Source organism: Salinimicrobium sp. TH3 (assembly GCF_026676115.1).
Classification (GTDB): Bacteria; Bacteroidota; Bacteroidia; order Flavobacteriales; family Flavobacteriaceae; genus Salinimicrobium.
This window is the reverse complement of sequence record NZ_JAPONB010000010.1, coordinates 111638-124258: the sequence shown is the minus strand read 5'-3', so window position 1 is coordinate 124258 and position 12621 is coordinate 111638. Positions and strand designations below refer to the sequence as shown.

Annotated in this window: 10 protein-coding genes and 2 tRNA genes; 7 read left to right on the top strand and 5 right to left on the bottom strand. The window is 40.9% G+C overall.

The features are described 5' to 3' along the window. Window positions 1-277 precede the first annotated feature (277 nt). The 4 genes from rpsT to proS all read right to left on the bottom strand — a co-directional run bounded on the left by rpsT (window position 278) and on the right by proS (window position 2299). Window positions 278-526 carry a 30S ribosomal protein S20 gene (gene rpsT, locus OU683_RS14645; protein ID WP_268139605.1) on the bottom strand — a complete coding sequence of 83 codons (249 nt, stop codon included), beginning with the start codon at window positions 524-526 and terminating at the stop codon, window positions 278-280. A gap of 30 nt (window positions 527-556) precedes the next feature. After that, window positions 557-628, bottom strand: a tRNA-Glu gene (locus OU683_RS14640). Window positions 629-673: 45 nt separating this feature from the next. Then, window positions 674-745, bottom strand: a tRNA-Glu gene (locus tag OU683_RS14635). A gap of 75 nt (window positions 746-820) precedes the next feature. Continuing rightward, on the bottom strand, window positions 821-2299 hold the full coding sequence (proS, locus tag OU683_RS14630; RefSeq protein WP_268139603.1) for a proline--tRNA ligase: 1479 nt from the start codon (window positions 2297-2299) through the stop codon (window positions 821-823). A 97-nt stretch (window positions 2300-2396) separates the two neighbouring features. On the opposite strand from proS, the gene OU683_RS14625 reads away from it, so the two are divergent. The 7 genes from OU683_RS14625 to OU683_RS14595 all read left to right on the top strand — a co-directional run bounded on the left by OU683_RS14625 (window position 2397) and on the right by OU683_RS14595 (window position 8953). Further along, window positions 2397-3452, top strand: coding sequence for a hypothetical protein (locus OU683_RS14625; RefSeq protein ID WP_268139601.1), 1056 nt, complete (start codon window positions 2397-2399; stop codon window positions 3450-3452). A 25-nt stretch (window positions 3453-3477) separates the two neighbouring features. After that, on the top strand, window positions 3478-4995 hold the full coding sequence (locus OU683_RS14620) for an OmpP1/FadL family transporter (RefSeq protein WP_268139599.1): 1518 nt from the start codon (window positions 3478-3480) through the stop codon (window positions 4993-4995). A gap of 159 nt (window positions 4996-5154) precedes the next feature. Beyond that, window positions 5155-5832: a GTP cyclohydrolase I FolE gene (folE, locus tag OU683_RS14615; protein WP_228915597.1), complete on the top strand. Its 678-nt coding sequence runs from the start codon at window positions 5155-5157 to the stop codon at window positions 5830-5832. A 15-nt stretch (window positions 5833-5847) separates the two neighbouring features. Beyond that, entirely contained in the window at window positions 5848-7335 is a 1488-nt protein-coding gene (gene cysS / locus OU683_RS14610; RefSeq protein WP_268139597.1) for a cysteine--tRNA ligase, read from the top strand. A gap of 10 nt (window positions 7336-7345) precedes the next feature. Next, a complete protein-coding gene (yidD, locus tag OU683_RS14605; protein WP_228915599.1) occupies window positions 7346-7588 on the top strand; it encodes a membrane protein insertion efficiency factor YidD in 243 nt (80 codons plus the stop codon). A 52-nt stretch (window positions 7589-7640) separates the two neighbouring features. Further along, complete coding sequence (lgt, locus tag OU683_RS14600; RefSeq protein WP_268139595.1) at window positions 7641-8465, top strand: prolipoprotein diacylglyceryl transferase; 825 nt, start codon at window positions 7641-7643, stop codon at window positions 8463-8465. Further along, entirely contained in the window at window positions 8462-8953 is a 492-nt protein-coding gene (locus OU683_RS14595; protein ID WP_268139593.1) for a DUF192 domain-containing protein, read from the top strand. Before lgt ends, OU683_RS14595 begins: the two co-directional genes overlap by 4 nt. A gap of 470 nt (window positions 8954-9423) precedes the next feature. On the opposite strand, the gene secDF is transcribed toward OU683_RS14595, so the two are convergent. Further along, window positions 9424-12411, bottom strand: a complete 2988-nt coding sequence (secDF, locus tag OU683_RS14590) for a protein translocase subunit SecDF (protein WP_268139591.1) — start codon at window positions 12409-12411, stop codon at window positions 9424-9426. Between the last annotated feature and the right edge of the window lie 210 nt (window positions 12412-12621).

Genomic DNA, 12621 nt, shown 5'->3' with positions numbered 1-12621 from the left:
AACAGAGTTCTTCTTGTATCGGCTTGAGAAATTATTTGCTTAAAAACTCAAAAACCCAGAAATTGTTCTTGATCCGACTATTAATTGAAAGAGGTGGTGATACACACCAAAGCTCTCCTGCTTAACCAGAGGCTACCCAAGATAACATAAGGAGGCAGGATTAGAAACTTAAAAACCCTCCTGATTTATTCAACCGGGAAGGTTTGGAAATTTTAAAATGAAAAATGCCTCTCGCGTTACACGAAAGGCATTCTTTATAAATTGAACACTATCTTAATTAAAGAGCAGCAACGTGCTTAGCCAACTTTGACTTAAGGTTAGCGGCTTTATTATCATGAATGATATTTTTCTTCGCTAATTTGTCAATCATAGAAGCTACAGTAGGATATAAAGTCTCTGCCTCTTCTTTCTCTGCATCACGCAACCTCTTGATGGCATTCCTTGTAGTTTTATGCTGGTAGCGGTTTCTAAGACGCTTTGTCTCGTTGCTACGTATTCTCTTTAACGATGACTTATGATTTGCCATTACACTGTTATTAAATTAATTCTTTCTCAGTAGTCCGTAGGGGAATCGAACCCCTGTTACCAGGATGAAAACCTGGCGTCCTAACCCCTAGACGAACGGACCATTATTATTATTTCAAAGCTGGTTTACACGACTTGTAAACCTTTGTAGTCCGTAGGGGAATCGAACCCCTGTTACCAGGATGAAAACCTGGCGTCCTAACCCCTAGACGAACGGACCATTTATTTTCAAATGCGGATGCAAAAATACAACTATTTTTCAATGCCGCAAATGTTCAGGAAAATTTTTTGAAATTTAATACGCTTTTGCAAAAAGAACTCTCCCTACAGACGGTTTCCCCGTGTAAACACAGGCTCCCTCCTCCTTCTCTCCATCAAACGGAATAAGGCGAATAGTGGCTTTGGTCAATTCTTTTATCTTGTTTTCAGTCTCGGAAGTGCCATCCCAATGCGCAGAAATAAATCCACCTTTTTCTTTAAGCACCTTTTTGAATTCCTCGAAATCTTCTACAGGTGTGATATGCTCATCTCTAAAGGTTCTGGCTCTTTGGTGAAGATTCTCCTGGATTTGAATCATCAAACCTTTCACTTTGCTCACCACATCCTCCTGAGCGATGAATTCTTTATTCAATGTATCTCTTCTTGCCAGTTCCACAGAACCTTTCTCAAGATCTTTGGGACCTATAGCTATTCTTACCGGCACTCCCTGTAATTCGTACTGGGCAAATTTCCATCCGGGTTTTTGAGTATCGCGATCGTCATATTTTACCGATATGCCTTGTGCCCTAAGATCGGAAGCTAATTTATTCGCCACTTCAGAGATCTGATCTAACTGCTCTTCTCCCTTATAGATTGGCACTATCACTACCTGCACAGGCGCAAGATTTGGAGGCAAAACCAGTCCGTTGTCGTCACTGTGCGTCATGATAAGAGCTCCCATTAATCTGGTAGAAACACCCCAGGAAGTAGCCCAAACATGCTCGAGATTACCTTCTTTACTGGCAAATTTTACATCGAAAGCCTTTGCGAAGTTTTGGCCTAGAAAGTGGGAAGTTCCCGCCTGCAGAGCTTTACCGTCCTGCATCATAGCTTCAATACAATATGTATCTACGGCACCTGCGAATCTTTCACTTTCGGTCTTTCGTCCTTTAATAACCGGCATTGCCATAAAATTTTCGGCAAACTCAGCATAGACATTATTCATTTGTTCAGTTTCGGCTATAGCCTCTGCTTTGGTAGCATGAGCAGTATGCCCTTCCTGCCAAAGAAATTCCGCAGTACGTAGAAAAAGACGCGTACGCATCTCCCAGCGCACAACATTTGCCCACTGATTGATTAGGATAGGCAAATCGCGGTAAGACTGCACCCAGCCTTTATAAGTGTTCCAGATGATTGCTTCAGAAGTAGGACGAACAACAAGCTCCTCCTCCAGTTTAGCTTCAGGATCTACTATTAACTTACCTGCGTTATCCGGATCGGTCTTTAGCCTGTAGTGAGTGACAATAGCACATTCTTTTGCAAAACCTTCGGCATTCTTTTCTTCAGCCTCAAAAAGACTTTTAGGAACAAACAGCGGAAAATAGGCATTTTGATGACCTGTCTCTTTAAACATTTTATCAAGCTGCGCCTGCATTTTTTCCCAAATAGCATAACCGTATGGCTTGATCACCATACAGCCTCTAACAGCCGAATTTTCAGCCAAATCGGCTTTTACTACCAATTCGTTATACCACTTTGAATAATCTTCTTTTCTTGTAGTGAGGTTCTTTGCCATCTCCAGTCTTTTGGCACAAATCTTGCACCTTGTTAATGAAATAAAGTTAATGCAAAACTAACTATTTTTATCTTTGTTCAATAATAAATTCAACGCCATGAAACGATACTACAAGCTTTTAAACTTGAGAAGCCTGCTTACTGCATTGGGCTCTCTGTTTTTATTAGCTTCCTGTAGTTCTTATCAGTATACCGGGTATGAAAATGATGGAATTTACAGTTCCTCACAAAGCGGCGAGGCCTATACTGCTAATGATTACGAGGAATCTTATGAAGACGCCCTTTATTATAAAAATCTCTTTGGAGAAAAAGCCGAGCAATTTGGAGCTATTTCTCAAGACGGAGTTATTTTTACAGATGTCGAATCCTACTCCTCGGGCCAGTATGATGAAAACATGTTTGGAGCAGAGGGAATGGAATATGAACCCGGTAGAGCTGCATGGGGAACAGATCCAGATGAGATTGCAGTAAACATTTATAATAATTATCCTGTATACGGTTCATTTTACTATCCATACGGCTACCCATATTACACCGGTTTCTACGATCCATTCTGGGGGCCAAGATACTACCGTTATGGATTTTATGATCCTTTCTATTTTGGATCACCTTACACTTACAATTCCTGGAGATGGAACATTGGCTGGGGATTTGGATGGGGAGGTTATTATGGCTACGGCCATAGGTACTCACCTTACCACCCATACAGAGGTTACTCAAATTACTACCCATATTACAACCGTCGCAACGTAGCCTATAATAGCGGTCGCAGAGACAGCTATTCAAACAGTTATCGTGACAGACAGGCTAATTCTGAAAGTCGTATTTCCAGAATACAGGGATATTCAAACACCAGAAATGTTAGAGCTGCAGGAACAAGAGTTAATGACGATAGAACCTATCAAACCCGTTCAACGAGGGTTAGGTCTTCTTCAACAAGGACAAATGACACCTACAGAAGTTCTTCCCAACGAAGGTCATCACCTGCTGTAAGGAGCAATTCATCCTCAAACTCAAGACCAGAGGCAAGATCGAGTCGTTCTTCCAGGAGCAACAATAGCTCTTATAAATCCTCATCATCGAATACTAGATCCTCGTCTTCGGGTACTGGTTCATCTTCCAGCAGGTCCAGCCGTGGAAGAGGTGGAAAATAGTATAGTTTAGACCAAAAATTTATAAATGAAAAAATTGATTTTTGTCTTTACAGCCATAATCTCTATGTCTGCAGAGGCACAAAATATTACAGATGCCGTAAGGTATTCGGGCACAGATCTTAATGGAACAGCACGTTACCGTGCTATGAGCGGAGCATTTGGGGCATTGGGAGGAGATCTCTCTTCTCTAAATGTAAATCCCGCCGGCTCGGCCATATTTCTCAATAGTTCTGCAACTCTTAGCTTAAATGTCGAGAACAGCAGCAATGAGGTGAGCTTCATGAACAGTTTCAATAGTAACTCTAATTCAAATACCGATCTTGGCCAGGCAGGGGCGGTTTTTGTATTCAACAATTTTGATGAAAATGCAGACTGGAAGAAATTTAGCCTTGGCTTTAATTACAATAAATCATCCAGCTATGAGAATGATTTTCTAGCTTTTGGAACTAACACGCGTTCCATCAATAACTACTTTCTCGAATTCGCACAAGGAATTCCTGTTGACTTACTTGAGGTAGATTTAACAAGAAATCAAACTATAGCAGGCGTTTATGCCGATCTTGGAGAAAGAGAAGGATTTGCAGCCCAGCAGGCATTTTTGGGGTATCAGGGTTACTTATATGATTACGAACCCGATAACGCGAGCAGCCCTTTTGCTCCCTACACTTCTAATGTTGCGACAGGAAGTTTCGACCAGGAATATGCCTACGCCGCTACCGGTTTAAACGGAAAGTTCTCTTTTAACTTTGCAACACAATATCAGGATTTTCTCTACCTGGGACTTAATTTGAATACTCATTTCATTAATTATGAAAGAATGACTTCCTTTTTTGAAGTGAATGATAACACCGGAAGTGAAATCAATGAAATACTTTTCGAGGACCGACTTAGCACCCTGGGAAGTGGATTTAGTCTTCAACTGGGTGCACTGGCAAAAGTTGGTGAAAATGTTAGAGCGGGGATAGCTTATGAATCTCCAACATGGTATACTATTTCTGAAGAAACCACCCAGTACCTTAAAACTTACAGCCTGGAATTGGGGGAGGCTATTGTTGATCCAAATGTTGTGAACATTTATCCCGATTACAAGTTGCAAACCCCCGCCGGTTATACAGGAAGTTTAGCTTATCTTTTTGGTACTTCTGCACTTCTAAGCTTTGACTACACATATAAAGATTATTCCACCACGAAATTCAAACCTACAGATGATCCTGCTTTCAGGTCTCAAAATGAGCTTATTTCGAATGAATTAAAGGGAGCGTCAACTTTTAGGGTTGGAGGAGAATACAGGATTGAAAACTGGAGCCTTAGAGGTGGTTACAGGTTTGAGGAAAGCCCTTACAGCAATGGGTTTACAGTGGGTGATCTTGAAGGTTATTCCGCAGGACTTGGGTATAACTTCGGAAATATAAAAATTGATTTGGCGTATGACCATTCTTCAAGGGAAAACAATCCTCAATTGTATCAAACCGGATTAACAGATCGCTTTAGAAATTCAAGAGAAAATTCTAATTATGTGCTTTCACTAAGTTTCGGGTTGTAAAATCTCACATATAAATTCTAAAACAGCCTTCGGGCTGTTTTTTTAATTCAGGACCTTTTAGCAATCGAACTTGCTGCTACATATTACCAGAAAAAGGTTTAAATATGTATCTTTGCAAGCTTAAATACACAGTGTTTAGACCGTACCTTATAACGTATTATGAAAAAAGACAATATAGACGAGGCTATTGATGAAATGGGAGATGCATTCGTAAGCCCCAACACAGATACGCCAATGCGCAAAGATGCATTTGATATAAGCGATGAAGAAAAGATTGAACGCATCCAGGTTGACGTAAAAAGTATCTTGGAGACCTTAGGTCTGGACCTTACCGATGACAGTCTTAAAGGAACCCCTAAGAGAGTTGCGAAAATGTTTGTCAACGAAATCTTTGGCGGGTTACATCCCCAGGTAAAGCCAAAAGCCTCTACTTTTCAAAATAAGTACAAGTACGGGGAGATGCTGGTAGAAAAGAACATTACCCTCTACTCTACCTGTGAACATCACCTGCTTCCAATTGTTGGAAAAGCACACGTTGGATATATCTCCAATGGAACTGTTGTAGGGCTTTCAAAAATGAATCGCATAGTTGATTATTACGCGAAGCGTCCACAAGTACAGGAGAGATTAACAATGCAAATAGTTAAAGAACTACAGGAAGTTCTGGGAACAGAAGATGTAGCCTGCGTTATTGATGCAAAACATCTTTGCGTAAACAGCCGCGGAATAAGGGATATTGAAAGTAGCACCGTCACTAGTGAGTACGGTGGCCGATTCAAAGATCCCGAAGCCCGACGTGACTTTTTAGACTACATCAATCTGGAAACTGAATTTTAAATTCTTCACTATTCTATGGCACTTTACCAGCAGCAGGAACTAAAGATCTACAATTCACTATCTGGAGAAAAAGAAGTCTTCACCCCCATTAACGAAGGTGCCATTGGCATGTACGTATGTGGCCCCACGGTTTACAGCAATGTTCACCTTGGCAACTGTCGCACTTTTATCTCCTTTGACCTTGTCTTTAGATACCTTAAACACCTGGGGTATAAAGTGCGGTATGTTCGAAATATTACCGATGCGGGTCATTTAGAAAATGATGCCGACTCTGGGGAAGATCGCATTGCAAAAAAAGCACGTCTCGAGCAAATCGAGCCTATGGAAGTAGTGCAGCGTTATACAGTTGATTTTCACAATATCCTGCAAAAATTTAACAACCTTCCTCCCAGCATCGAACCTACGGCTACAGGACATATTGTAGAACAAATCGAAATCATCAAAGATATCCTGGAAAAGGGCTACGCATACGAAGCCAATGGATCGGTTTATTTTGATGTATTAAAATTCAACGAATCTCACGATTACGGAAAATTAAGTGGTAGAAAGCTTGAAGATATGATTCCCAACACACGGGAATTGACAGCACAAAGCGATAAAAAAAATCCGCAGGATTTTGCACTTTGGAAGAAAGCCGAACCCCAGCATATTATGCGCTGGCCTTCCCCGTGGAGTGATGGTTTTCCCGGCTGGCACCTGGAATGTACCGTAATGAGCTCCAAATATCTTGGAGAAGAATTCGATATTCACGGTGGTGGAATGGACCTCAAGTTCCCTCACCACGAATGCGAGATTGCTCAAGGGGAAGCAGCAACAGGCAAAACACCGGTTAATTACTGGATGCACGCCAATATGCTTACTCTAAACGGTAAGAAAATGGCCAAGAGTACAGGGAACAATATTCTTCCAAATGAAATCTTTACCGGGGACAATCCTAACCTTGAAAAAGGTTTTGCCCCTACTGTAGCACGGTTTTTCATGCTGCAGGCTAATTACAGAAGCATACTCGATTTCTCCAATGAGGCACTGGTTGCAAGTGAAAAAGGCTTCCAGCGCCTAATGGATGCTTTTCATAGCCTGGAAAATCTCCAGACTTCAGAGAAATCTGATGTAGATATTGCCGAATGGAGACAGAAGTGTTATGATGCGATGAATGACGACTTTAACAGTCCAATTCTAATAGCACAACTTTTCGAGGCCGTAAAACAGATCAACATTCTTAAAGAAGGAAAAGCTAAAATAACTGCTGAAGATCTTGAGCTGTTAAAAAAGACCATGAGCGATTTCATTTTTGACGTTCTTGGCTTAGTAGACACAACTGAAGCAGCAAATAACGATTTTAGCAATAAACTTTCCGGCACTGTAGATTTGCTTATTAAGCTAAGAGCAGAGGCCCGTGCGAATAAAGATTTTGCCACCAGTGACAAAATAAGGGATGAACTCGCTGGAATGGGAATACAACTGAAAGACGGTAAAGACGGCACCAGTTTTACTATTGAATAAAAAGTAGCCTTTGAAAAAGTGGCTTTCATATCCGCTTATTGGTCTGGTAAGATTTTACCAGAAGGTCATTTCGCCGTTTACTCCCGCAACCTGCCGCTATACTCCAACCTGTTCGCAATACTCTGTAGAAGCGCTTCAAAAACACGGAGCTTTTAAGGGGAGCTGGCTTTCAATAAAACGTATTGCCAGCTGCAATCCCTGGGGAGGTCATGGTTATGACCCCGTTCCGGAGAAACTTCAGAAGGAAAAATAATCGGAAAAGGCACCAAATACGTATATTTACCTACCAATAATAAAATTTCTTCATGCTTTTCAATCAAATCTACTGGAATCCTTCCGAAGGTATAGATCTCGGTTTTTTCGTAATACATTACTACAGCTTAATGTTTGTTGTGGCCTTTACCATTGGCTGGTACCTCATGAAGAGCATTTATAAAAGGGAAGGTGTATCCATAGAAAAGCTGGATTCCCTGTTTATTTATACTGTTCTTGCCACGCTCATTGGTGCGAGGCTGGGACACGTGATCTTTTATGATTGGGATTACTTTCAAAACCATCTTCTTGAGATATTCCTGCCGGTACGTTTTGAACCTGAATTTCAATTTACGGGCTTTAGAGGACTTGCGAGTCATGGAGCTGCCATTGGAATCATCACAGCAATGTACCTTTATTGCCGCAATGTGCTGCACAAGCCGGTACTATGGATCCTGGACAGGATTGTGATTCCTGTGGCTTGCGGAGGAATCTTCGTAAGAATAGGGAATTTCATGAATTCCGAAATTATTGGAAAACCCACCAACAGCGACTTTGGAGTGGTGTTTACTAAAATAGGTGAAGATTTTGCAAGGCATCCGGCACAGTTATACGAAGCAGCCTGTTATTTGATCGTCTTTATAATATTATGGCTTACCTACTGGAAAACTTTGAAAAGAGAAAAACTGGGTTATATCTTCGGCTTGTTTCTCGTTCTTCTTTGGTCAGTACGATTCTTTGTGGAATTCGTAAAAGAACCACAAGTAGGTGAAAGGGTGAACTGGGTGCTTAATACCGGACAATGGTTAAGTGTTCCATTTATTCTCGCCGGCTTTTACTTCATGTACAGGTCTTCACCAAAAACCCGGGTAAAATGATTCGGAAAAACGCATTTTTGAGCCTCCTGTTCGCAGGCATTCTGGCAACGGGTTGCAAGGACAAGGCAGAAACAGTACAAGAGTCCATCTCAGAACCAATTACTTTCACTCAGGAAGCCGAGGCTTATCTTGTAAAGACATCAGGAGACACTATCCAACATATACAACTGGAAATAGCCGATGATGATTATCAACGGGAAACAGGGCTAATGTACCGTAATTCCATGGAACAAGACCAGGGAATGCTGTTTATTTTTGAGAAAGAAGAGCCGCGTGGTTTTTACATGAAGAACACCAATATCCCTCTGGATCTTATCTTTTTAGATTCAGAAAACAAGATTGTGAGCATTTCAAAAAACGCCAAACCAAAAAGCCTGGAAACTATTCCTTCTCAAGAACCGGCACAATACGTTCTGGAAGTGAATGCAGGGCTTTCAGATCAATGGAAGCTGACTGTAGGCGATAGCCTAATTCTGAACCGGGAATAGCAGAAGAAGCCTTCTAAATTGACATTTTTAAGCTGTTCAAAATATACTTTTGCACTCCCTCTCTTTGATGCTTCCCGGGTTTATATTTCTAATTCCTTCTGAAGTTCCGATCCATAAGATCCTGAAATAGCTTCAGCATTACTCTTGATTAGCTTTTTTATTATTCTGATATTTTTACTTTCGTATTCTCCTGAATTATGGATGAGCTTCAGTTTCAATCAAGAGAGAAATTCCCCTTCAGAAATAACATTTTTGAGACCTTAGTTGCCAAACCTGGATTAACCGAATTACTTTGCCAGCCTTTCACGCACCACTAGAAACATAACCGCATCAAGGTTGATAAACCGGAACAACATCGTGTCTCTATCTGAGTAGTAAAGATTATAAACCCCTCTTTACCTTTCAAAAAAGGTAAAAAAATAGAGCCTCCCGAAGGGAAGGCTCTTTTCTTATTTTCAAGAAACCTGTGACTAGGCCACTGTTTCTTTTTGTTTTAGTTTTCTTCTCTTAGTCTCCTTATTGAAGGTATCATAAGTAATAGGAGTTGCAATAAAGATAGAAGAATATGTACCTACTATCACCCCTACAATAAGAGCAAACATAAATCCTCTAATGCTTTCCCCTCCAAAGATGAAGATCGCAAGAAGAACCACAAGGGTAGTCAAAGAGGTATTTACTGTACGACTCACCGTGCTGTTGATCGCGGCATTAATGGCGTCTTTCTTGGTCCAGGAAGGATGCTCATTAAAAAACTCCCTTATCCTGTCAAAAATAACCACCGTATCATTCAGCGAGTAACCAACAACTGTTAGGATAGCAGCAATAAACGCCTGATCAATCTCCATGTTAAATGGCATGAACTTATAAGTTAAAGAGAATACTCCCAATACGATCAACACGTCATGAATAACAGCAATTACCGCTCCCAGTGAAAATTGGTATTTTCTAAACCTCAACAGGATGTAAAGGAAGATCACTAACAGGGATCCTAATACTGCCCATATCGAAGCTTGTTTAATATCATCTGCAATAGAAGGACCTACTTTGATAGACTGCATGATTCCAATCTCTCTTTCGCCCCCTCCTCCTACAGTAAAGTCAGCATAAGTTGTACCTTCAGGAAGGTAAGCTTTAACTGCGCTAAAAAGTTTCTGAGTGATCTCCTCATCTACTTCGCTTCCTTCTTCTTCAACCTTATATTTTGTAGTAACCTTAATTTGGTTGGCAGCTCCAAAAGTCTTGGCACTTGCACTTCCAAATTCGGTAACCAGCTCATCCTGAAGTTCAGTTGGGTTCACAGACTTGTCAAACCTAATTGTGTAGCTGCGACCTCCTACGAAATCAACACCCTGATTCAATCCTTGGGTGAACAATGATCCTAAACTTACAAGGATAAATACCCCTGAAACTATATAAAATGTCTTTCTCTTTTCAAGAAACTTAATAGTAAGGCCAGAGAAAAGATTTTTTGTAACCGAAGTTGAAAAGTCAAGGCTCTTATTCGGGTTCTTAGCATACCTGTCAATAAACAATCTTGTGATAAAGATCGCAGTAAAAAGAGAAGTTGCAATACCAATCAATAAGGTAGTGGCAAATCCTTTAATAGGACCGGTTCCAAGAACCAATAGGATCAATGCAGTAAGACCTGTGGTGATGTTTGCATCGAGAATTGAAGAAAGAGCGTTGTTGAAACCATCTCTAATCGCATCTTTCTGCACCTTGCCTTTTGCATATTCTTCCCGAATACGCTCAAAGATAAGGACGTTCGCATCCACAGATATACCAATGGTAAGAACGATACCGGCAATACCGGGTAAAGTAAGTACCGCCCCGAGTCCTGCAAGAACCCCAAAGATGTAAAGTATATTCACCACGAGGGCGATATCTGCAAAAATACCTGCCTTTCCATAGTAGAAGATCATCCAAAGCAATACCAGGACCAAAGCAATCGCGAAAGACATGATACCGCTGTCAATAGCCTCCTGACCAAGTGACGGTCCAACGATCTCACTCTGCACAATATCTGCTGAAGCCGGTAATTTACCTGCACGTAAAACGTTAGCTAAATCCTGTCCTTCGGTAATGCTGAAGTCTCCTGTGATCTCACTTCTTCCGCCAGAAATTGGTCCGGTCGAAACTCCTGGAGCAGAATAAACCACATTATCAAGAACAATAGCGATCTGGCTTTGATTTTCAGATGCGAAACCTGTCATTTCTTCCCAGACCTTTGCACCTTTCCCGTTCATTTGCATAGTCACCGCTACCCTACCTACCTGATCGTAAGCCTGAGTCGCATCTGTGATCACACTACCTGAAAGTGGTGGCTCATTTTGTCTGTTTCCTTTTAGTGCATACAATGGAGCAACCTGAGCATCTTCATCTACAATTCCCCAAACGAATTTCGCATAACGCTGTTCACCTTCAAGAAGGTTTCGCACCTGCGGATTATTTAAATACTCCCTCACTTTGGAAGTATCTGCAATATTAAATGTTGCTAAAACAGGTCCTCCCTGGAAACCGGGAGCAGCCATTAAATCAAATAAAGGATTGTTTTGTTCAGCTACCTGGGCTGTATCACTGGCCGACTCTAATAAAGCATCGATCTCATCCTGCTCTGCCTCTGCAGTATCTACAGTAGTCTCGGCAGTTTCTTCAACTTCCATCTGCTTAAGCAGGTTGTTGGCCTGTACAAAGAAGTTTTGAAATTCATTGCTTTTATAAACATGCCAGAACTCCAATTGAGCTGTACTCTGTAAAAGGTCCTGTACACGCTCGATTTCTTTAGCTCCCGGTAATTCTACAAGAATTCTTCCTGAAGACCCAAGACGCTGAATGTTAGGTTGAGTAACTCCAAATTTATCAATACGCTTTCTAAGAACCTCGAAGGCTGAAACTATGGATTCATCAATTTTTCTTCTAATGATAGGCTTTACTTCCTCATTAGTCATTTCAAAATTGATCTCGTCGCTAAGGTTTCTGTTGGCAAAAACATCGGGAGAAGCAAGACGGGCATCAGGAATTTCTTCAAAAGCATCGAAAAAGAGGTCAAGGTAGTTTTCCTGACTTGTTTTTTGAGCCTCATCGGCTCTAACCAAGGCCTGGTTAAAGGCAGGATCTTTACTGTTGTTCGCCAGCTCCCTAAGGATGTCCTTTACAGAAATTTGAAGGATCACATTGATCCCTCCTTTAAGATCAAGACCTTTATTAAGCTCTTTTTCCTTGGCCGTGTTATAGGTAATCCCCATAAAAACCTCTTCATTCCCTATGGAATCAAGATATCTCTGTTCTGCTCTTTCCCGGGCGGTGATATAATTATCAACACTTTGCGGAATTTCCTGCTGTGCAAATTCTTCGGCATCTTCCTCAATATTGCCAGCAATAAATGTGAAAGACAACTGGTAAATACATACCAGGGCAAACAAAATTGCGAATACCTTGATTATTCCCTTGTTCTGCATTATTCTTTAATTTATGTTCATTTTTTTAAAACGGACAAATATAAGTTTTCAAGATAGAAAACCCAATTATATTTTTTGAAAAAATTAACTATTAAAAGTAAAAAAAGAAGCTTCTCTAAAGCACTGTCATATCGAGGTTTCTCCAAGGTGCCGGCGATTCTGCCGGCAGGAAAAATCCAACTCAAAAATGACACTTTCGAGAAGCTTCTT

What these genes read in the sequence shown, in the direction of transcription:
- secDF (WP_268139591.1), bottom strand. Translation starts at nt 12,411, where the DNA reads ATGCAGAACAAGGGAATAATCAAGGTATTCGCAATTTTGTTTGCCCTG.
- rpsT (WP_268139605.1), bottom strand. Translation starts at nt 526, where the DNA reads ATGGCAAATCATAAGTCATCGTTAAAGAGAATACGTAGCAACGAGACA.
- folE (WP_228915597.1), top strand. Translation starts at nt 5,155, where the DNA reads ATGAAAAAAGACAATATAGACGAGGCTATTGATGAAATGGGAGATGCA.
- lgt (WP_268139595.1), top strand. Translation starts at nt 7,641, where the DNA reads ATGCTTTTCAATCAAATCTACTGGAATCCTTCCGAAGGTATAGATCTC.
- OU683_RS14625 (WP_268139601.1), top strand. Translation starts at nt 2,397, where the DNA reads ATGAAACGATACTACAAGCTTTTAAACTTGAGAAGCCTGCTTACTGCA.
- OU683_RS14620 (WP_268139599.1), top strand. Translation starts at nt 3,478, where the DNA reads ATGAAAAAATTGATTTTTGTCTTTACAGCCATAATCTCTATGTCTGCA.
- cysS (WP_268139597.1), top strand. Translation starts at nt 5,848, where the DNA reads ATGGCACTTTACCAGCAGCAGGAACTAAAGATCTACAATTCACTATCT.
- OU683_RS14595 (WP_268139593.1), top strand. Translation starts at nt 8,462, where the DNA reads ATGATTCGGAAAAACGCATTTTTGAGCCTCCTGTTCGCAGGCATTCTG.
- proS (WP_268139603.1), bottom strand. Translation starts at nt 2,299, where the DNA reads ATGGCAAAGAACCTCACTACAAGAAAAGAAGATTATTCAAAGTGGTAT.